At 68.3% G+C, this 19,926-nt stretch carries 17 protein-coding genes and 1 tRNA gene; 16 read left to right on the forward strand and 2 right to left on the reverse strand.

The genetic code is table 11. The features are described from left to right. Nucleotides 1–16 precede the first annotated feature (16 nt). Nucleotides 17–1,261: a DNA polymerase III subunit delta' gene (locus tag J2S53_RS17770; protein ID WP_456241916.1), complete on the forward strand. Its 1,245-nt coding sequence runs from the start codon at nucleotides 17–19 to the stop codon at nucleotides 1,259–1,261. Between the two features lie 10 nt (nucleotides 1,262–1,271). Here the strand turns inward: J2S53_RS17770 and J2S53_RS17775 are convergent, their stop codons facing one another. Further along, a complete protein-coding gene (locus J2S53_RS17775; RefSeq protein ID WP_456241917.1) occupies nucleotides 1,272–2,822 on the reverse strand; it encodes a hypothetical protein in 1,551 nt (516 codons plus the stop codon). Nucleotides 2,823–2,925: 103 nt separating this feature from the next. Here J2S53_RS17775 and J2S53_RS17780 point away from each other — a divergent pair. The 6 genes from J2S53_RS17780 to J2S53_RS17805 all read left to right on the forward strand — a co-directional run bounded on the left by J2S53_RS17780 (nucleotide 2,926) and on the right by J2S53_RS17805 (nucleotide 7,550). Continuing rightward, a tRNA-Thr gene (locus J2S53_RS17780) sits at nucleotides 2,926–3,002 on the forward strand. Between the two features lie 195 nt (nucleotides 3,003–3,197). Beyond that, nucleotides 3,198–3,593, forward strand: coding sequence for a DUF3224 domain-containing protein (locus J2S53_RS17785; protein ID WP_456241918.1), 396 nt, complete (start codon nucleotides 3,198–3,200; stop codon nucleotides 3,591–3,593). A gap of 147 nt (nucleotides 3,594–3,740) precedes the next feature. Further along, nucleotides 3,741–4,205, forward strand: coding sequence for an NUDIX domain-containing protein (locus tag J2S53_RS17790; protein ID WP_456241919.1), 465 nt, complete (start codon nucleotides 3,741–3,743; stop codon nucleotides 4,203–4,205). A gap of 191 nt (nucleotides 4,206–4,396) precedes the next feature. Continuing rightward, the gene (locus tag J2S53_RS17795; protein ID WP_456241920.1) at nucleotides 4,397–5,077 is read left to right on the forward strand and encodes a VOC family protein; all 681 of its coding nucleotides are present in this window, start codon (nucleotides 4,397–4,399) and stop codon (nucleotides 5,075–5,077) included. 904 nt (nucleotides 5,078–5,981) lie between these two features. Next, nucleotides 5,982–6,815: a DUF4231 domain-containing protein gene (locus J2S53_RS17800; protein WP_456241921.1), complete on the forward strand. Its 834-nt coding sequence runs from the start codon at nucleotides 5,982–5,984 to the stop codon at nucleotides 6,813–6,815. Between the two features lie 279 nt (nucleotides 6,816–7,094). Continuing rightward, entirely contained in the window at nucleotides 7,095–7,550 is a 456-nt protein-coding gene (locus J2S53_RS17805; RefSeq protein WP_456241922.1) for a hypothetical protein, read from the forward strand. A 317-nt stretch (nucleotides 7,551–7,867) separates the two neighbouring features. Here the strand turns inward: J2S53_RS17805 and J2S53_RS17810 are convergent, their stop codons facing one another. Next, nucleotides 7,868–8,356 (reverse strand): inorganic diphosphatase, encoded by a 489-nt coding sequence (locus J2S53_RS17810; protein ID WP_092628268.1) that lies wholly within the window; start codon nucleotides 8,354–8,356, stop codon nucleotides 7,868–7,870. Nucleotides 8,357–8,817: 461 nt separating this feature from the next. Here J2S53_RS17810 and dacB point away from each other — a divergent pair, with 461 nt between their 5' ends. From dacB to folK, 9 genes are all read left to right on the forward strand, one after another. Continuing rightward, complete coding sequence (gene dacB / locus J2S53_RS17815) at nucleotides 8,818–11,454, forward strand: D-alanyl-D-alanine carboxypeptidase/D-alanyl-D-alanine endopeptidase (RefSeq protein ID WP_456241923.1); 2,637 nt, start codon at nucleotides 8,818–8,820, stop codon at nucleotides 11,452–11,454. A gap of 172 nt (nucleotides 11,455–11,626) precedes the next feature. Next, on the forward strand, nucleotides 11,627–12,811 hold the full coding sequence (locus J2S53_RS17820; RefSeq protein WP_456241924.1) for a zinc-dependent metalloprotease: 1,185 nt from the start codon (nucleotides 11,627–11,629) through the stop codon (nucleotides 12,809–12,811). A 132-nt stretch (nucleotides 12,812–12,943) separates the two neighbouring features. Then, the gene (gene tilS, locus J2S53_RS17825; protein ID WP_456241925.1) at nucleotides 12,944–13,945 is read left to right on the forward strand and encodes a tRNA lysidine(34) synthetase TilS; all 1,002 of its coding nucleotides are present in this window, start codon (nucleotides 12,944–12,946) and stop codon (nucleotides 13,943–13,945) included. A gap of 32 nt (nucleotides 13,946–13,977) precedes the next feature. Next, on the forward strand, nucleotides 13,978–14,535 hold the full coding sequence (hpt, locus tag J2S53_RS17830) for a hypoxanthine phosphoribosyltransferase (RefSeq protein ID WP_456242824.1): 558 nt from the start codon (nucleotides 13,978–13,980) through the stop codon (nucleotides 14,533–14,535). 369 nt (nucleotides 14,536–14,904) lie between these two features. Then, a complete protein-coding gene (gene ftsH / locus J2S53_RS17835; protein ID WP_456241926.1) occupies nucleotides 14,905–17,487 on the forward strand; it encodes an ATP-dependent zinc metalloprotease FtsH in 2,583 nt (860 codons plus the stop codon). Between the two features lie 87 nt (nucleotides 17,488–17,574). Then, on the forward strand, nucleotides 17,575–18,198 hold the full coding sequence (folE, locus tag J2S53_RS17840) for a GTP cyclohydrolase I FolE (protein ID WP_342752555.1): 624 nt from the start codon (nucleotides 17,575–17,577) through the stop codon (nucleotides 18,196–18,198). A 38-nt stretch (nucleotides 18,199–18,236) separates the two neighbouring features. Beyond that, complete coding sequence (gene folP / locus J2S53_RS17845) at nucleotides 18,237–19,046, forward strand: dihydropteroate synthase (protein WP_092980432.1); 810 nt, start codon at nucleotides 18,237–18,239, stop codon at nucleotides 19,044–19,046. Further along, on the forward strand, nucleotides 19,039–19,431 hold the full coding sequence (gene folB / locus J2S53_RS17850; RefSeq protein WP_092925574.1) for a dihydroneopterin aldolase: 393 nt from the start codon (nucleotides 19,039–19,041) through the stop codon (nucleotides 19,429–19,431). The genes folP and folB overlap by 8 nt, the downstream gene beginning before the upstream one ends. Beyond that, complete coding sequence (gene folK / locus J2S53_RS17855; protein ID WP_456241927.1) at nucleotides 19,428–19,922, forward strand: 2-amino-4-hydroxy-6-hydroxymethyldihydropteridine diphosphokinase; 495 nt, start codon at nucleotides 19,428–19,430, stop codon at nucleotides 19,920–19,922. The genes folB and folK overlap by 4 nt, the downstream gene beginning before the upstream one ends. Nucleotides 19,923–19,926 lie beyond the last annotated feature (4 nt).

Consider the following 19,926-nt stretch of genomic DNA (forward strand, 5'->3'; position numbering starts at 1 on the left):
TTTCGAGGTACCGGCGATGGCAAGCGAGACAACGGCCCCGGCAGCCGGGGCCGTCGCCGAGCGGGAGCCCGAGGGCATCTGGGCCGAGGTCGTCGGCCAGCCCGAAGCCGTGCGCACCCTGCGCGAGGCCGCTCGGGCGGCACGTGACCGGCTGGCGGGGCGCGACACCGCCACGGGAGCCATGACCCACGCCTGGCTGTTCACCGGTCCACCGGGTTCGGGACATCCCGTCATGGCCCGCGCGTTCGCGGGAGCGTTGCAGTGCACCGACCCGGAAACGGTCGGCTGCGGCGAGTGCGTCGCCTGCGAGACGGCACTCGCGGGCACGCACGCCGATGTCACCACGGTGGTCCCGGAAGGTCTCTCGATCTCGGTCGCCGAGATGCGTTCGCTGGTGCAGGCCGCGGCCCGACGCCCCAACACCGGTCTCTGGCGGGTCGTGCTCATCGAGGACGCCGACCGGCTCACGGAGGGCGCGGCCAACGCCCTGCTCAAAGCGGTCGAGGAACCCCCCGCGCGCACCGTGTTCCTGCTGTGCTCGCCCTCGGACCATCCCGCCGACGTGCCGGTGACCATCCGCTCCCGGTGCCGTGGCGTGCAGTTGCGCACCCCGCTCACGGAGGCGATCGCCGAGGTGCTGCACCACCGGGAGGGCGTCGAGCGGTCCATGGCCGACTGGGCGGCCTCGGTGTGCGGCGGACACGTCGATCGTGCTCGTCGGCTGGCCACCGACCAGCAGGCCAGGGAACGCCGCGAGGCCGTGTTGCGCATCCCGCTCGGGCTGCGCGGTCTGTCCGAGGTCTTCAGCGAGGCGAGCGGGTTGGTCCGCGCCGCCGAGGCCGAGGCCGGCGAGGCCAACCAGTCGCGCGACGAGGCCGAGAAGGAGGAGCTGCGTACCGCGATGGGTGCCGGTGGCACCGGCAAGGGGACCTCCTCGGCCACCAGGGGCGCCAACGCGGCGCTGAAGGAACTGGAGAAGAAGCAGAAGGCCCGCGCCACCCGCTCACAGCGGGACGCGCTGGACCTGGCGCTGGTCGATCTCGCCGGGTTCTACCGGGACGTGCTGGCCCTCGGGTTCGGGGCCGAGGTGCCGCTGAACCATCCTGATTTCGCGAGCCAGGCACGCCGGGCGGCCGCGGAGTGGACCTCCGAGACCGCCCTGCGCCGGTTGGAAGCGGTGCTGCGCTGCCGAACCGCGCTGGACCGCAACGTCAAACCGATCATCGCCGTGGAGGCGTTGGCCGCCGAACTCCACCGATGATCCGCCGCGCTCACCCCCGGCGGCGCGGCAGTGCAGCCACCAGCACCGCACCCAGCAACAACAGGGCCGTTCCGGTCCAGAACAGCGGCACCGCATGGTAGGCCCCCGAGGTCTTCGCCAGTGGCGGGGAGTCGCCCCCGGACGCAGGTGGGGTGGTGGTCGGCGGCTGGGTCGAGGTCGAGCAGTCGACACCGCCCTCCGGCGCGTTCGCCCTGGCGAACTGCTCGCCGAACGAGATCTGGGCGAGTGCGCTGGAGAAGCCGAGCAGCTCGTTCGGCAGGATCTTCAGGTCCAGCAGCCGTGCTCCCGCGCGTACCGCGGTCCCGTCCCGCTGCTCGGTCAGCTCGCCGAGACTGAGCCGCAGCACGCCGATGTCCAGCACCCCGGACTCGTCCGAGTGCCCGACCAGCGGAACGTCGGAGTCGAGGCCCGAGGTGGGCAGCGGGATGCCGATCGGAAGTTCGAACTCGGGGTTGGCCGCGTCCAACGTGAACAGTTCCTCGCCCCCGCGGCTGACCCGCAGTACCGGTGCACTGTAGTCCACCGTGGATGTTTTCGGATCGCCGGTGGCCGTGGCGGTGAGGGTCGGTTGGCTGACGATGTCGATGCGCAGTTCCTGCGAGGTCCCCGCGAACAGCCGGATGCTGGCGACGTCGAACCGCGAGGTGGAGCGGACCGCCTTGTTGTCCTGCTCCGCCACGTCCACCAGTCGCACGTTGGAGCGGGCGTGCATGATCTCGGGAACCCGCAGCACCGAACCGGACGCGCCGGAGCTTCCCGCGCCTCCCAGCAGGCCCCCCAGTTGTTCGAGCGGTCCGGCCAGTTGGCTCAATCCGTCGCGCAGTGCCCCGGCCTCGTCGGCGGCGAGCTCACTCGTACCGCTGGAGACCTTCTCGGCGAGTTCGTCCTCCCGGCTCTGCAGCGAAGGCAGCACGTTCAGCGCCGAGATGCTCGCCAGCGTGGTCTCGGCATCGGCGATCGGTTCCACGCAGGGGCCGAGCTTCTCGTCCCAGCGGGCGTGCACGTTGCCTTTCAGCAGGCCGAGGTCGAGCAACTTGTCCAGCGGAGTGGACGGTGGTTCCAGACCTCTGGTCCTGGGCTCGGCGTGATCGGGTACCGCGGTCTGCGCCAGTGAGCCGGGCAGTGCGGGTGCGTCGCCTCCCACGGCGAATCCGAACGGTGCGGACTCGGCGATCGCGTGCTCCTGGGCGAGGTACGCCTCCGAGTTGGCCTTGGCCGTTGCCAGGCCCATCCCGGTTTCCACCAGTGCTTGCCTGGGCAACTGCTCGTCGAACTCGGGAGCGTCCAGGATCGACTCGCCCGGAACCGCGTTCGGCAGCACCCGCAGCAGACCGATGCCGGTGCCCGCCTCGGCCACCACCGGCCCGGGAACCGGCTTCTCCGGCTCGCTCCTGCCGGGAGGTTGTCCCGGGATCTCGGGGGAGGGAGTGGGGGTTTCCGGGGGTGTGCTCTGCGCGGTCGCGGCGGGAAGGCTCAGACACGCGACGGCGAACGAGACGGCGGAACAGATCGCGATCCGGTGGACAGGGGGTATGCGCATCCAGCACCTTCCGGTATTCCCGTGATCGTCATCACTCCACTTCTCAACGAGCCGGGGGGCTACGGGTGACGTTCACGTACCCGCTACACTTGTACTCGGTTTCGCCGCCTTAGCTCAGTCGGTCAGAGCGACGCACTCGTAATGCGTAGGTCAGGGGTTCGACTCCCCTAGGCGGCTCCACCGGTGACCGGCCGTTTTCCGCGACGCGGGAGACGGCCGGTTCTCGTTTCGGCTCGGTTCGCCCCGCCGCTTCGCCTCCTCGCCCCCGCTCGGCGATTTCGCGAGAAATTGACACCCACCGCAGCGGCTGACCCCGAACACCCCGTGATGCCCCGAACACCCCGTGATGTCTATACCGAGCGATAGCTTCGGCCCATGACCGAGCAACACGAGAGCCGCACCGTCGAGATCCCGTTCGAGGTTCTGGAGTGGGACGAGTCCGTCTACGACGAACCGGCGGAGGGCCCCAGACTGTCCAGGGTCTCGATCCGTAAGCGGTACCAGGGCGTGCTCGACGGCACGGGCACCGGCGTGGTGCTCACCGCCGGAGGGTCCTCCGGCGGGGGCTACGTGATCTCCGAACGCTTCGAGGGCACGCTCGACGGTCGGCACGGCACCTTCGTGCTGCAGCACGGTGGGCTCGCGGACGGGACGGAGCAGCGCACCTACGGCACCATCGTCCCCACATCAGGGACCGGAGAACTCACCGGCATAGCGAGTCGCTCCGTCGAGTTCGAGCACGGACTGCTCCGGTTGGAGTACACGCTCTGAAACGAGCACTCGCCGCCGCCGACGTGCCCGACAGGACCTCCCGTCGTCGAGCCGATCGAAGAGCGGTAGCGGGTGCACCGACCCGAGGGCGGGATCGCCGGGGTGTCGGCACCGACATCGCGCCACCCCGGCACCTAGGGTTTGCCCATGGCGGACGAGTTCGGGACGACCGTTTCGAGGATGGCGGCCGGTGCGCTGTTCGTCGCTGCAGGCGGAGAGGTGCTGCTCGTCCGCAAGACCTACGGCAACCGGTGGGACATCCCCGGTGGGTACGTGGAGCCGGGTGAGTCACCGGCGCGAGCATGTGTCAGAGAACTGGACGAGGAGCTGGGGATTCGGCGGTATCCGAGTCGGATACTGGTCGTGGACTGGGCACCCACCGACAGCGAACCCGACAAGCTGCTCTGGGTCTTCGACTGCGGGGAGCTGGCCGAGGACGAACAGCGCATCCGGCTCGACTTCGACGAGCTGGACCACTGGGAGTGGGTGCCGGTGGTTGAGTTCGACGAGTACCTGATCCCGAGGTTGGCCCGCAGGCTGCGTGGGGCCCTCACGGCACGTGAGCTGGGTGGGACCGTCTACCTCGAACACGGCGAGCCGGTGTTCGGATGATCGCCGCCCACCTGTGCACGCCCGCCGCCCTACGTGTCTCCGCCGCGTGATTCGGCCGTGTCTCCACCGGAACCGCGGCATTGACTTCGAGTGCGCTCGAAGATCTAGGTTCGCCGCGTTACCGGATCGATCGAGCGGGTGGAACCCGAACGGTTCGGAGTCATGGGTAGGTACCCTTGCGGGAGGAAACGATGCGGATCTCGACGGTCGAACACCACGTGAGTGACCTAGCGGCGGCGGTGGCCTTCTACCGCGATCTCCTGGGGCTGTCGGTCTCGCACGACGAGGGTGCCGCCCGGGTCACGATCGGTTCCAGCGAGTTGTGGTTGACCCCCGGCCCCGCCACCGCGGCGGCACATCACCTGGCTTTCGACGTTCCCACCGAGAACTTCGACGCCGCGGTCTCGTGGTTGGCGGAACGCGTTCCGCTGCTGCGCTCCGCCGATACCGGCGAGCACGAGTTCGAGGGCCCCGCCGGGTGGAACGCGCGTTCGGTCTACTTCCTCGGCCCCGACGGCGAAGTGCTGGAGCTGATCGCCCGGAGGCGGGTGCGACACCGCCCGGCGCCGGAGGACTTCGGGCCCGAGCACATCGCCTCCATCAGCGAGGTCGCCGTCGCGGTGGACGATGTGTCCGTAACCGCTGCCGAGCTGGCGCGTCGCTCCGGGATCACCTCGTTCGGACCTAGTTCCGAGAACTTCGACCCGGTGGGTGACGAAACTGGGCTGTTGATCCTGGTGCGGTCCGGACGGGCGTGGGTGCCGGACGGGATGCGGCACAGCGGACCGCTGCCGCTAGCGGTGTGGTTGGCGGATGTCGGGACCCCCGGGAAGTTTCGACCGAGTGACACCTGCACGGTGGTCATCGGCTGATCGGCTGCGGTTCCGAGACGCTTTCGTGAGCGGAAGTGTCGCGGGTGCGCCCCCGCCGGTGTCTCGGTTTCCGCTCGGTCGGCGGGGCGGATCGCCCGGAAAACATGAGGTTTTTCCGCGCTACGCCGCACGGGTGGATGTGAAAAATATTCTGACCGGGATGCCGGAAGGGACGATGCTCCGTTCTCGGTGCGCTAGGTGCTTCTCCGGTCGAATTCGGGCGCTGGAAAATCTTCGTTTCTCGGTACCGGTTCGTTCGGGTGCGTGCCGCCGGTTTTCGGGGGTGCTCGGTTGTGTTTTCGCTGTACAGGTAATATGGCACCTTTCGGTTTGAGGGTTTCGATCGAAACGTCTTCCTGGTTGCTCGAACGGGGGTGGAATTGTCGCGATCCTGTGCGGGTGTTACTCGTGTTTTCTGTTGGCTCGTATTCATTCCGGGCGGCGAATACGTCATCTGTTCGTGTGGTAAAGCGATTGAGTGATGCCTTTTTCGGGAAACTCCGTTGCTCTCGCTTCGGGTGGGTAGTGTGCGACGATCCGCTCACGTGGGGGTGGCCCGGCGGGGTGTGGGGGAGATGCCGCCGGGGTGGAGGCGTGCCGTCATCATCGTGGCGATCCGGGCGTGGACTGTAAGTCCATTGTGGACCTATTGTATGTTTTCCTCGTGTCCGTGCGAACTTCGCCATCCGGGGGTGCTCCGTGTCCGTGACGCGCCTGACCGCGCGGCTGGCGTCTCGTGGATGATGTGACGGGTCGGTGACTGCCGGTGAACGGTGTCGATGCCGCCCTGCGGGGGACTGAATGCGTAGCGTTATTCGGCCACTCTGGGCGTCACTCCGTCAGCCGATTGCAGTAACGCTGTTGAGCTATTTCGATCACAGTGACGCCGTGAAGGGATCGTGTGATGAGCAGTACCGAGGTCAGCACGGGGATTGTCGGGGGAGGTGTGCTCTCCGCCGAATCAGATCCCGATGACGTCGCCCGACGCATCGCGGACCTCTCCGAACAGGTGCACCGGGCGCTGCTGTTACGACGCCTGTTGGCGGTGTGGGCACTTCCCGCCAACGTGGCGCTGGTCGCGTTGATCGTGAGCTGGTTCGCGTCGGGCTGGGGTCCGGGATGGAAGTTGTCGACACTCGTTTCGGTGATTTCGGTGATCTCCGTGGTGGGGTCGGCCTTCCTGCTCTACCGGCAGTACTTCAAAGTACGCGATATGGCGATCGAACTGCGCGAACTGAACCAGGCTCGACGTGAGCAGTCGCTCGACGACGTCGGCTCCGGCGGTGACCTGCTCGCGGCGCACAAGCGTTATCGGGCCTACCTGCCCGACGCGATTCGTGCTTATCGCAGGCAGGCCCGGCGTTTTCGTCGGGTGCACAACACTTTGCAAGTCGTGATCATTTCCGGTGCGATCGTGACTTCGGTGATCGCGGCGATCTCGGTCACGATGGCCGACGTCCGTTGGGCCGTGGTGGGGGCGAGCCTGCTGGTCGCGTTGACCGCCGCACTGTCCGGCTTTGCCAAGTACCGCGAACGAGGGATCAACCTGCAGCGAACCGCGGACGCGCTGGAACGTGAATATCATTCGGTAGAGCTCCGGGTGGGCAAGTATCGTCGGTTCGACAGCGAGCAGGCGGCTTACGCGGAATTCGCCCACGAGGCGGAGATGTTGCTGGACGAGCACGCCAAACGCCAGCAGCAGGTCGGCCCCGCGATGCTGCCGGACGCGCTCGTGTAGGTGCCGGGTCGCGGACCGAAGCACGATCCGTGACCCGGCGTCATGCCCGATGCGGTGTTGGTTCCGGCCCGAGGGCTCGGGATGTTCTCATGCGGTGCGCATAAAAATGTATAGCTCGATCGTGTTAGTGGTGGCATGTTTTCGAGCCTGTATAGCAATTTTCGTTACTCGCTGTATAAGAAAATCGCTACTAGGGTTCGCTGAATCGTGTTGAGGGTGATTTCCGTAGTCTTTGTCCGGCGTGGGGGACAGTTACCTGTGCAGAGAGGAACCAAGGCGATGAAACGCACTCTTACCACGGTGACCGCCCTGGTGGCGGGAAGCGTCGGCGCCATCGGCTTCGCGGGTACCGCCGCCGCGGACGGCCCGGAGCTGCCCGCCGAGCTGCCGGTGGACAACAACGTGGCCCAGACCACCTACCACACCGCCGCGACGCTGCATTCCGCGCAGCAGGCCATCGGCGATGTCGTGCCCTCCCAGGGCACCCCTGCCGGCCGCGATGCCGCCGGGGCCGTCGACGGTGACCCGCTCAAGGAAGCCGTGCAGAACGGCCACATCTCCGGTGAGCTGCTCAACGGGGAGCAGTTGGACGGCGTTCCGGGCGAGATGCTGCAGAACCCGTCACAGCAGGCCCAGCAGACCCAGCAGCAGCCCTCGACTCGTCCCGCGCCGACTTCCAGCAGCAACCTCGCCGGGCTGCCCGTCGGTGACGTGGTCGGCGGTATCGCTCGCTGAACGGTCCCCGCCGCGAGGACGGCACGACAGGGACTACGGCACACAGGAAGGTCCCCGCCATGGCTCGGCGGGGACCTTCCTGCTGTCTCACCGGCTCCCTGCTGTCTCATCGGCTCGGAGCGTTCCTACGGTGCTTCCCGTGCCGGACGCCCGGCCGCGTGGTCCGGCCACCCGTGGCTGCTGCCACAGCGGTGCTCCCGGGAGCTCCCCGGGAGTGGTGCGGGTGCCGCTCGATGTCGGGGCAACCGCTCACGACCGGGTGGTGAGTCCGCCGCCGTGGGGAGCATCCCGACGAGCCGAACGGAGAATCCGAAGACTCAGTGGCCCTCTTCCTTGGCCCGCTCGTACGACTTCTTGATCTCCGCCTCGGCTTCGTCCCGGCCGACCCAGGTGGCGCCCTCGACGCTCTTGGCGGGTTCCAGGTCCTTGTAGACCTCGAAGAAGTGCTGGATCTCCAGCCGGTGGAACTCCGGCACGTGATGGATGTCGCGCATGTGCTCCTGCCGCGGATCATCGGCGGGCACGCAGATGATCTTGTCGTCGCCGCCCTTCTCGTCGCGCATCCGGAACATGCCGATGGCGCGAGCGCTGATCAGGCAACCGGGGAAGGTCGGCTCCTGGATGAGCACGAGCGCGTCCAGCGGATCCCCGTCCTCGCCGAGGGTCTCCTCGATGAACCCGTAGTCGGCCGGATACTGGGTGGCGGTGAACAGCGTCCGGTCGAGACGGATACGGCCCGTCTTGTGGTCCACTTCGTACTTGTTGCGCTCCCCTTTGGGGATCTCGATCGTGACGTCGAAGTCCACGCGTTCCTCATTCGTCCTAGTGATGTTTCGGACGGCGATGGTGCCGTTCCCGGCCGTTGCTCGGGGAGTCCCCGATCGCCCGCCCTGGGGCGGACCATCCGGCGTGGAATCGGATCGGAGTGGATCGTGTCCGAACCGTTACCACCACCGGTGGAGCGATGACTACAGCCTAGGAACCGGCTTTGAAAACCGCTCGCGGGGTCGGATAACCCCAGCTCGCAGCGGGTGCACGCTCCGGCCGGAGTACCCGGCGCCGTGATCGCCGCCCGGCCGTTCCGGCCTGACCGGCGCGCACGGCGACAGCCCTCGGCGGTTCTCGGTCAGCGGTCCGCACCGTTTCCGGTGTGGCCTCATCAACCACTCCCACGGACGCAACTAGTGTGGGACAAGTCAGCCGTTCCAGCCGCACACAGTGTGCGAGATCGCATTCGCGAGCCGGTGAGAGCCGCTAGGAGGAGCACTTGCCCGAACCCCAGGAATCACGGGCTGGGACGGGCGGTCGTGACGACGCGGCATCGTCCGCCGAATCCACCGGCGACTTTTCCGACGGCTTTCCGGAGGCCGAGACGTCCGACACCGTCCAGGATCCGGACGACTCGTTCGAATGGCCCGCGGAGGATCCCGAGCAGCACTCCACCCAGTCGCAGAGCGCCCGGTCCTCGGATGCGCAGCCGCCGGAATCCCAGCCGCCGGAATCCCAGCCGCCGGAATCCCAGTCGGAGGATCCCCAACAGCAGGATTCCCGGCCCGCGAGCACCGAGCGGACATCGGAGACTTCCGTCTCGGAGCCGGAGTGGCCGGAGCAGGACCCCGCCGCGGTCGAACGCACCCAGCGTTTCAGCGCGATCCGTCCCACTGAGCAGGAGCCGGACCAGCCCGGGAAGGATTCCGGCCAACAGGGGCGGCATCCCGAGCGGCGCGGGCAGGAATCGGACCAGCGTGACCGGGAGGCCGGAGGGAGCCCGAGGCAGGTCCCGAACCCCGGCCCCGCTCCCGCCGCCGATCCCCCGACCATCCGCATGCCGCGGATTCCCGCCGCGGATCCCGGGTGGCCGCGCGCCGAACCGGATCCGGCGGAACACCGCGAGCGGTTGGAGCAGCGAACCGAGCGATTCACCGCACAGCAGAGACATCACCAGTCGGGGAACGCCGCTGGTGAACAGCCGGGGGCTCCCACCGGTAGTCGGCCTCCCGGTGCGGCTCGTCCTGCCGCTCCCGCCGATTTCGATATGCCGATCGGCTCGGAAACGGCTTCCGCGTGGCCTCCTCGGCAGGATTCCGACCGTGCCCGGGGACAAGCGACCCCGGGGGACCCAGGCGCGTCTCCGCAATCCGCGCGGGGTGGGGAGTTTTCCCGGGACGGGGAGTACGACGAGTCCGGAACAGTCGAACAAGAGCTGCTGCCCCGGCGGGACGAGCAGGCCGACCAGGAGGTCGGTCCGCGCCGGGACGGGACCTCTCCGCCCGGCGATGCCTCCCGATCTGCCGAGACTTCCCAGCCTGCCGAACCCGCACCGCGTACCGAGGCAGCTCACCCCGCTGACACCGCCGAACCGGCCGGCCGAGGATCCGAGGAGAACCCCACCACCGGCACCGCGGCACTCCTCGACCACGACGATCACGACAGCGACCACCACGACGGTGATTACGGCGACCTCGACGGCGACGGCCCCGAATCCGGCGAGTCCGTTCCCGCGGCTTCCGGTGAACACCCGTCCCGTGGACGCCGCAGGACGCTCGTGCTCTCGGCGGTGGCCCTGCTCGGCGTGATCGCGATCGCCGCAGTGCTGGTGTTCCGCGGTTCCGGTTGGTTCGGCGACGTGTTGAACCCACGTGCCGATCCACCCGCCCCGGTCTCGCTGCGCCCCGATGTCAAGGGGTTGAGTGCCTCGGCGCCCCTACCGACCGAACAGGGCGTCGAAGCCGAGCTGGAAGAGATCGCCTCGAACCCGGTGCTCGGGGACTTCGGAGCCGTGGTCCGTGACGCCAGGTCCGGCAAGACCCTCTGGGAGCGGAACCCGGACCGGGGGCTGGTCCCCGCTTCCACCGACAAGCTGCTCACCGCGTCGGCGGCCTTGCTGGCCGTCGATCACGATTTCCGGTTCCGCACGAAGGTAGTGCGCGGCAGCGAACCCGGCAGCATAGTGCTGGTAGGGGGAGGTGATCCGACGCTGTCCGCACTGCCCGAGGGCGAGAGTTCGGTCTATCCCGGTGCGGCCGGGCTGGACGAACTGGTGGAGCGAATCCGGTCGACCACTTCCGGCGACATCGAGTCGGTCAAGGTCGACGTCAGCCGCTACAGCGGGCCAGGTTTGGCCGACAGCTGGGATCCGGCGGATGTGGACAGGGGATATGTCGCCCCGATCCAGCCGGTGATGCTCGACGGGGGGCGTCAGGACCCCAAGAGCAAGGTCAGTTCACGCAGCGATGAACCGGCGCTGGACGCGGCCCGTGAGCTCGCCTCCAGACTGGGAGCTCCCACCGGCTCTGTCAGCACGACCACCGTCGACTCGGGGGCCTCCACCCTCGCGCGGGTCGAGTCGCCGCCGCTGCGGGATCTGGTGCGCAAAACACTGCGGGATTCGGACAACGTGCTCGCCGAGGCCCTCGCGCGGCAGGTCGCGATCACCACCGGCAACGAACCGTCGTTCTCCGGATCCGTCCGGGCGGTCCGCACCGTGCTGAGCGAGAACGGTTTCGATCTGTCCGGTGTCGACATCGTCGACGGCAGCGGGCTTTCCGCCTCCGACGAGCTGCCCGCCCGGATCCTGGGCGCGATAATGCGCACCGCGAGCGCTCCCGTCGAGAACCCCTCGGGGCGTTCCGCCAGACTGCGTCCGTTGCTGACCTCCGTTCCCGTGGCCGGCGGAACCGGCGGTCTGGCCGGGCGCTACGACGGCGACGCCTCCGAGGGAAGCGGTTGGGTCCGTGCCAAGACCGGAACACTCACGGGGACCAACGCCCTGGCGGGGACCGTCGTCACTCGGGACGGCAGGCTGTTGGCGTTCGCGTTCCTGTCCAACGGGCGGAATCCCGTCTCCGTACGCCCGGTGATCGACGAATTGGCGGCCGCGTTGCGTAGCTGCGGCTGCCGTTGAGCGGGCCGCCCGGAACCGGCCGTCCCGTCACGCCTTGCCGGTGCCCGGTTCCGCTTCCGCCGCTCACTCGTGACGGCTGGGAGTCGTGACGGCTGGAAGTGGTGAGGTCTGGGAGGTGGGGGAGCGAATCGGAGATTCGCCGTGTGATGTTCGCACGGGTACTGTCGGAAACGTGACTGTTCGTGCGTCCGCGCTGTCAGCGCCGCTACGTCGGGATTCGGCCAGGCATGCCCGACCGAGTCAGCACCGCCGGGACGGGTACGTCTCCGGCAACGGCAGCGGCGACGCCGTCGACTGGAACACCGCTGTCGCCACCGCGAGCAGGCTGCTCGGCCCCGGCCCGGAGATCTCGCGTTCCGAGGCCGACGGCGTCGTCGCCGCGCTCCGCGAGTTCAGCGTCAGCGCGGAGACCCACGTCCGGGAACTGACCGGTCTGGGCACCGATCTTCCGGTGGCCCCGGGCGACGTGGTGGACCGGCCGGGTTGGCTGCGGGGTGCCACTCGTGGACTGGCCGAATTGACCCACACCGCGCTGGCGGGAGCCGGGGACGAGGACCGGGACGAGGTCAATCCGGTGCTGGCCGCCGTCAACAGCCGTGGTGCCGGGATGCAGGCCGGTCTCGTGCTCGCCTACCTGGGCACCAAGGTTCTCGGCCAGTACGATCCGTTCGCTCCCGCGGAGTCGGGGTCGGGCGATCCGGGCAGGCTGCTGCTGGTCGCCCCCAACATCGTCGCCGCGCAGCGCGCGCTCGGCGTTCCCGAGGACGACTTCCGGATGTGGGTCTGTCTGCACGAGTCCACTCACCGGCTCCAGTTCAACGCCGTTCCCTGGTTGCGCGAGCACTTCTCCCGCAGTATCGGCGAACTGTTCACCGAGACGGAGGGTTCCACCGGTGAGCTGTTCGGCAGGTTGCCCGCGGCGGCTCGTGAGCTCCGGGCGGCGCGGACGGGTGGCAGTGACACCAGTCCCGGAATGCTCGGCGTGGTCGAGCTGCTGCAGAGTCCGCGGCAGCGTGCGGCGCTGGACCGGATTCTGGCCCTCTCCACTCTGCTGGAGGGGCACGCGGATCACGTCATGGACGCGGTGGGGCCTCGGGTGGTGCCCAGTGTGCACACCATCCGGGAGCGGTTCACCCAGCGCCGGGCCGGTGGAGGTCTGTTCGACCGGGTGCTGCGCAGCCTGCTCGGGGTGGACGCGAAGATCAAGCAGTACGCCAAGGGGGCCGAGTTCACCCGCCGGGTGGTGGATGCCGTCGGCATGACGGGATTCAACGCGGTATGGCAGGAACCCGACAACCTGCCCACCCGCTCCGAGCTCTCGGACCCGCCCGCCTGGTTGCGGCGGGTGCACGGCTGATCGGGCTTTCCGTTCGCGAGCGCTCCCTGTGCCCGGACATCCGAGGGGATTTTGCCAGGGATCCGAGGAGTCGATGGGCCCGCACCACCACCGGTGAGCGCTCCGGCTGTCCGGTGGCGCGATAATCGGCCCGTGCCGCCAGCTCCCAGCGTCAGCGCCGTCCGGCTCGCCGTGCGACGACTGCTCGACTCCGAACCGGCCGTCCGCTACCGCGGTGTTCCGCTGGTGGTGGCCTGTTCCGGTGGCCCGGACTCGTTGGCCCTGGCCGCGGCCACCACCCACTTCGCGCGGCACCGGAACGTGCCGGTCCACGGGGTCGTCGTGGACCACGGGCTGCAGCCCGGTTCGGATCGGGTCGCCTCCGCCGCCGCGGCACAGCTCACCGGGCTCGGCTGCGTCGAGGTGGACGTCGCGCGCGTCGAACCGGACGGGGCGGGTGGTACGGAGGCGGCGGCTCGACGAGCCCGCTACGAGGCGCTGCGACTCCGACGTCCCGAAGGATCCCCGGTGCTGCTCGGGCACACCCTCGACGACCAGGCCGAGACGGTGCTGCTGGGGCTCGGGCGTGGTTCAGGCGCGCGCTCGCTGGCCGGTATGCGCCCGCTGGACGGGCCGTGGGCGCGCCCCTTCCTGGGAGTGACTCGTCGGACCACCGAACAGGCCTGCGAGGAGCTGGGGCTGCGGCCCTGGCGCGACCCGCACAACACGGATCCCGCCTTCACCCGGGTCCGGCTCCGCGCCGAGGTGCTGCCGTTGCTGGAGGAGGTCCTGCAGGGCGGGGTCGCCGAGGCGCTCTCCCGCACCGCCGTCCAGCTCCGGGAGGACGCCGACGCGTTGGACGCGGTCGCCGCGGGGATCCGCGAGCGGGTGGCCGACTCGGGGGAGCTCGACGCGCGTAGTCTTGCCGAGCATCCTCCCGCGCTCCGCAGACGAGTGCTGCGGGACTGGCTCTCCGCACAGGGCGTCCCTGAACTCAGCGACGCCCATCTGCGCGCCGCGGATGCCCTGGTAGGTGACTGGCGCGGGCAGGGCGGTCACGCTCTGCCAGGAAACTTTGCGCTGGTTCGTCGGCGTGGGACCCTTCTGGTGGAATGCGGGGGTCGCGGAACCGAGCAACGGTCGAGCGACGGGTGAACAACGACCCAATCGAGAGGGGAAGCCGGGCCGTGTACGACGGCGACATTGCCTCCGTGCTCATCACCGAGCAGCAGATCAACGACAAGGTCGGTGAGCTGGCCAAGCAGATCGACGAGGACTACGGGGACCTTTCGGGGGGCGATTTGGTGCTTGTCGGTGTCCTCAAGGGCGCCGTCATGGTGATGACCGATCTCGCCCGCGCACTGCCCCGGCCCGCGCAGCTGGAGTTCATGGCGGTCAGTTCCTACGGCTCGTCCACCTCGTCCTCGGGCGTGGTGCGCATCCTGAAGGATCTCGACCGGGACATCGCGGGCAAGCACGTGCTCGTGGTCGAGGACATCATCGACTCCGGACTGACGCTGTCCTGGCTGTTGCGCAACCTCGCCGCACGGGAACCGGCCTCGGTCGAGGTCTGCACGTTGCTGCGCAAACCCGATGCCGTACAGGTCGAGGTGCCGGTGCGCTACATCGGATTCGACATTCCCAACGAGTTCGTCGTCGGCTACGGGCTGGACTTCGCCGAACGCTACCGTGATCTTCCGTACATCGGCAGTCTCGATCCGAAGGTCTACACCTCCGGAGCGTGATCCGGTTTTCCGCGAGTGCCGTACCACGGGTACAACCGTGAGGGGGCCGTGCGCCGTTCCCCGGTGTCCGGAAGTGACGGTGATCCGGGATCACGGTGATCGCTGGAAGTGAGGGCGCTCACGGCGTACGGTCGACCATCGTCCGTGCGTTGTGTCACCGAGCGAGGGGACTGTTGGAACTAATCCGGTGCATGGGCCGTTGGAACGCCAGGGGCGGGTACCCTGGGTTGCCGGTGAAACGACTCGCGCAGTTCGACACTGCCGCGAGCGGTACGCTGGGCTGAACCGGGGGTGGACGTTAAATGGACGCCCGCCACCACCCGACGTGACAGTCAGGGAGGGTCGAGGCCGCTCGGCGGCCGCAAGTGAATGGACCGAAAGCGCCTGCTCCGCAACCCGCTGCTGTGGCTGTTGGCGGGGTTGCTGCTGATTTATGCCTTCAGTGTGCTCTTCGACGACACGCGTGGCTACACGGACGTGTCGACCTCGAAGGCGCTGCAGCAGATCTCGCAGGGCAACGTAGCCGAAGCCACGATCGAGGACAAAGAACAGCGGGTCAGGCTGACCCTGAACGACGGCGTCCAGGTTCAGGGCAGCAACCGGATCCTCACCAAGTATCCGACCGGTTCCCAAGAGGACATCGTCAATCGGATCGAGCAGTCCGGCATCTCCAACTGGGACACCGAGGTGTCCCAGAGCTCCATCTGGAGCCAGTTGCTCATCTACCTCATCCCGCTGGGCCTGCTGGTCCTGCTCGTGATGTGGATGATGAACAACGCCCAGGGCGGCGGCAGCAAGGTGCTGAACTTCGGCAAGTCCAAGGCCAAGCAGTTCACCAAGGACATGCCCAAGACCCTGTTCGGTGACGTCGCCGGAGCCAACGAGGCCGTCGAGGAACTGCACGAGATCAAGGACTTCCTGCAGCACCCGACCCGTTACCAGGCTCTCGGGGCGAAGATCCCGAAGGGCGTGCTGCTCTACGGGCCGCCCGGTACCGGTAAGACGCTGCTGGCCCGCGCGGTCGCGGGTGAGGCAGGGGTGCCGTTCTACTCGATCTCCGGTTCCGACTTCGTCGAGATGTTCGTCGGTGTCGGCGCCTCCCGTGTTCGTGATCTCTTCGAACAGGCCAAGCAGAACGCGCCCTGCATCGTCTTCGTCGACGAGATCGACGCGGTCGGCAGGCAGCGCGGTGCCGGCCTCGGCGGTGGTCACGACGAGCGGGAGCAGACGCTGAACCAGCTGCTCGTCGAGATGGACGGTTTCGACTCCAGGGGCGGGATCATCCTGATCGCCGCCACCAACCGTTCGGACATCCTGGACCCGGCGCTGCTGCGTCCCGGCCGGTTCGACCGGCAGATCCCCATCGCCCCGCCCGACCTGCGCGGTAGGCGCGCGATCCTGAACGTGCACACCCAGGGCAAGCCACTGGCCCAGGACGCCGATCTCGACGGGCTGGCCAAGCGCACCGTCGGGTTCTCGGGTGCCGATCTGGAGAACGTGGTCAACGAGGCCGCGCTGCTCACCGCCCGTGAGAACGCGCAGCTGATCACTGGTGCCGCGCTCGAGGAATCGGTGGACAGGGTGATCGGCGGCCCGCGTCGGAAGAGCAAGATCATTTCCGAGCGGGACAAGAAGATCACCGCGTACCACGAGGGTGGTCACGCGCTGGCCGCCTGGGCGATGCCGGACCTGGAACCGGTTTACAAGCTCACGATCCTGCCCAGGGGCAAGACCGGAGGGCACGCGCTTGTCGTCCCCGAGGACGACAAGGACATGATGACCCGTTCGGAGATGATCGGTCGTCTTGTGTTCGCCCTCGGCGGGCGTTCCTCCGAGGAACTGGTCTTCCACGAGCCGACCACCGGTGCCTCCAGTGACATCGAGCAGGCCACCAAGATCGCGCGTGCCATGGTCACCGAGTACGGCATGACGGCCCGGTTGGGCGCCGTCAAGTACGGCAAGGAGGAAGGCGATCCCTTCCTCGGGCGTTCGGCGGGCCAGCAGCCGAACTACTCGCTGGAGGTAGCCCACGAGATCGACGAGGAAGTGCGCAAGCTGATCGAGGCGGCGCACACCGAGGCGTGGGAGATCCTCAACACCTACCGGGACGTGCTCGACAATCTCGTGCTCGAAGTGATCGAGAAGGAGACGCTGAACCGCACCGATCTGGAGCGCATCTTCGCCGATGTGGAGAAGCGCCCCCGGATCACCGCGTTCAACGACTTCGGCGGGCGCACTCCCTCGGACAAGCCGCCGATCAAGACGCCCGGCGAGTTGGCGATAGAACGCGGCGAAGCCTGGCCGCCGCCGATCAACGAACAGCCCAGCCCCGCACCGGTCGGAGCCGTCTCCGGGTCCAACGGTTACGGACCGCAGCAGCCCGCCGGGCAGTACGGTCCCGACAACCAGCAGGGGCAGGCCTACGGCTATCCGCCGCAGCCCGCACCGGGCCAGCAGCCCGGTACCCAGCAGCCCTATCCGCCGCAGGGTGGGCAGCCACAGCAGGGTGGGCAGCCACAGCAGGGTGGGCAGCCACAGCAGGGGCATGTCCCGCAGGGACAGGCTCCGCAGGGTGGCCAGGTTCCCCAGGGAGTGCCGCCCAACTACGGGGCCCCTCCCGGCTGGACCCCCGCCACCTCACCCGGTGGGCAGTCCGGCTATCAGCCCCAGCAGGGCCAGCCCCAGCAGGGCCAGCCCCAGTACAACGGTTCTCCCGCATGGGAGCAGGGCGTCGCGCCGCAGGGACAGCGTCCGGAAGAACAGCCCGGCGCCGCTGAGCAGCGGGCCGAGCAGTTCCAGCAGAACCAGGATCAGAACGGTCACCAGCACCGCTCGGGTTCCGCCGACACGGAGCAGCCGGGCGCCGGTAACCAGCAGAACTCCGAACGGAATTCCGAGGGTGACCAGGATTCCGGCAACGAGAACGGGACCGGCCCCAACAGCGGCCGGTAACCGCGGACTGCAGTGGAACGAGGCACCCGGCTCGCCGAGCCGGGTGCCTCACCGCTGTGGAGGGGAAGACACGTGACAGGTCAGGGCGTGCCTATCGGGCCGGACGCGGAGTTCGGATCCGATCCCGCCGAATTGGTCGACGAGTACTTCGACAGGCCCCGCGCCGAAGCCGCCATCCGGGAGCTGCTGCTGGCGGCGGGTGAGGACCCCGAGCGCGACGGACTGCGGGAAACCCCAGCACGGGTGGCCCGCGCCTACGAGGAGTTGTTCACCGGGCTCTACACCGATCCGGACGAAGTGCTGGACCGGACGTTCGACGAGGCCCACGAGGAGCTCGTGCTGGTCCGGGACATTCCGATGTACTCGCAGTGCGAGCACCATCTGCTTCCGTTCCACGGAATGGCCCACATCGGTTACATTCCCAACGAACAGGGCAGGGTCACGGGACTGTCCAAACTCGCGCGGCTGGTCGATCTGTATGCCAAGCGCCCGCAGGTCCAGGAACGGCTGACCTCGCAGATCGCCGACGCACTCACTCGCAAGTTGGAACCGCGGGGGGTGATCGTCGTGGTCGACGCGGAGCACCTCTGCATGGGGATGCGCGGTATCCGCAAGGCCGGTTCGACCACTACCACCTCCGCCGTACGTGGCATATTCCGCTCCTCCTCGTCCTCCAGGGCCGAGGCGCTGTCGTTGATCCGGGGGAAGTGATGGCCGTTCAGCTGCCGAAGCCATCGCGCTGCCGCGTGATGGGAATCCTGAACGTAACCCCCGATTCGTTCTCCGACGGCGGTCGGTACCTGGATCACTCGGCCGCCGTGGCGCACGGCCTGCGGCTGTGGGAGCGGGGAGCCGACATCGTCGATGTGGGCGGCGAGTCCACCAGGCCGGGGGCGGAGCGGGTCGACGCCGCCACCGAGACCGAGCGTGTGCTTCCCGTGGTGCGGGAACTCGTCGAGGCGGGGGTTCCCGTCAGTGTGGACACCACGCGCGCCGAGGTGGCCGCCGCCACCGCGCGGGCGGGCGCGGCGATGATCAACGACGTCTCCGGAGGTCTGGCCGATCCGGAGATGGCCGGTGCGGTCGCCGATTCGGGGCTGCCCTGGGTACTCATGCACTGGCGAGGGCACAGCAGGGACATGAACTCGCTCGCCGTCTACGAGGACGTGGTCGGGGAGGTACGGGCGGAACTGTCCGAACGCGTGGCGGCGGCGCTGGCCGCCGGTGTCCCGGAGGAATCCATCGTGCTCGATCCGGGGCTGGGCTTCGCGAAGAAGGCCGAGCACGACTGGTCGCTGTTGCGACGGCTGGACACCTTCCTCGGAATGGGATTCCCGTTGCTGGTCGGCGCTTCCCGCAAGCGTTTCCTCGGCAGCTTGCTGTCCGATTCGGACGGAAACCCGCGTCCCGCGGCGGGGCGCGACGCGGCCACCGCGGCGATCTCCACCCTGGCCGCCGACCGCGGTGCCTGGGGAGTACGGGTGCACGATGTCAGCGGTTCCACCGACGCGGTGAAGGTGGCCGCTGCCTGGCGGAACGGAGGTGAGATCCGTGGCTGATCGGGTAGGACTGACCGGACTGCGGGTTTTCGGTTACCACGGCGTCTTCGACCGGGAGAAACGGGAAGGGCAGGAGTTCGTCGTCGACATCACGGTGTGGGTCGACCTCGGCGAGGCAGCCGCCTCCGACGACGTCGAGCGCACACTGCACTACGGGGTTCTCGCCGAACGCGCCGCCGCCGTGGTCGCCGGTCCCGCGCGGGACCTGATCGAGACCGTGGCCACCGAGATCGCCGACGACATCATGAGCGACGGTAGGCCGCACGCCGCCGAGGTCACGATCCACAAGCCCGACGCGCCGGTCCCGGTGACCTTCGACGACGTGTCGGTAACCATCCGCCGATCCAGCCGCGGCGGCAGAGGAGCGAAGGCCGCTTCGACATGAGCAGGGCGGTGTTGTCCCTCGGCTCCAACCTCGGGGACAGACTGGAACACCTCCGGCTCGCCGTTCGGGGACTGCGCGAGGTACTGCTCACGACCTCCTCGGTCTACGAAACCGCTCCGTGGGGGGTCACGGACCAGCCCGACTTCCTCAACGCCGTCCTGCTGGTCGAGTCCGCCGCGGACGACGAGTGGGACTGGCTGCGCCGGGCACAGCACCTGGAACGGGAGGCCGAACGTCGCAGGGAGCGACGCTGGGGACCCCGTACCCTGGATGTCGACGTGGTCACCGTGGACGAGGTGCACAGCCGGGACCCCGAACTGCTGCTGCCTCATCCCGGCACTCCCGAGCGAGCGACGGTGCTGATTCCGTGGCTGGAGATCGAACCGGAAGCCACACTCCCCGGCCACGGAGCGGTGTCCGAGCTGTTGGCCGTACTGCCGGAGACGGAAACCGCGGGTGTGCGGCTACGCCCCGATCTGGCGTTGCGCTAGGCCA

The sequence above is a fragment of the Actinopolyspora lacussalsi genome (assembly GCA_030803735.1).
Lineage (GTDB): Bacteria > Actinomycetota > Actinomycetes > Mycobacteriales > Pseudonocardiaceae > Actinopolyspora > Actinopolyspora lacussalsi.

Bases quoted from the DNA above. Each gene is read 5' to 3' on its own strand.
- J2S53_RS17770 (WP_456241916.1), top strand. From the start codon at position 17: ATGGCAAGCGAGACAACGGCCCCGGCAGCCGGGGCCGTCGCCGAGCGG.
- J2S53_RS17775 (WP_456241917.1), bottom strand. From the start codon at position 2,822: ATGCGCATACCCCCTGTCCACCGGATCGCGATCTGTTCCGCCGTCTCG.
- J2S53_RS17785 (WP_456241918.1), top strand. From the start codon at position 3,198: ATGACCGAGCAACACGAGAGCCGCACCGTCGAGATCCCGTTCGAGGTT.
- J2S53_RS17790 (WP_456241919.1), top strand. From the start codon at position 3,741: ATGGCGGACGAGTTCGGGACGACCGTTTCGAGGATGGCGGCCGGTGCG.
- J2S53_RS17795 (WP_456241920.1), top strand. From the start codon at position 4,397: ATGCGGATCTCGACGGTCGAACACCACGTGAGTGACCTAGCGGCGGCG.
- J2S53_RS17800 (WP_456241921.1), top strand. From the start codon at position 5,982: ATGAGCAGTACCGAGGTCAGCACGGGGATTGTCGGGGGAGGTGTGCTC.
- J2S53_RS17805 (WP_456241922.1), top strand. From the start codon at position 7,095: ATGAAACGCACTCTTACCACGGTGACCGCCCTGGTGGCGGGAAGCGTC.
- ftsH (WP_456241926.1), top strand. From the start codon at position 14,905: ATGGACCGAAAGCGCCTGCTCCGCAACCCGCTGCTGTGGCTGTTGGCG.
- folP (WP_092980432.1), top strand. From the start codon at position 18,237: ATGGGAATCCTGAACGTAACCCCCGATTCGTTCTCCGACGGCGGTCGG.
- folK (WP_456241927.1), top strand. From the start codon at position 19,428: ATGAGCAGGGCGGTGTTGTCCCTCGGCTCCAACCTCGGGGACAGACTG.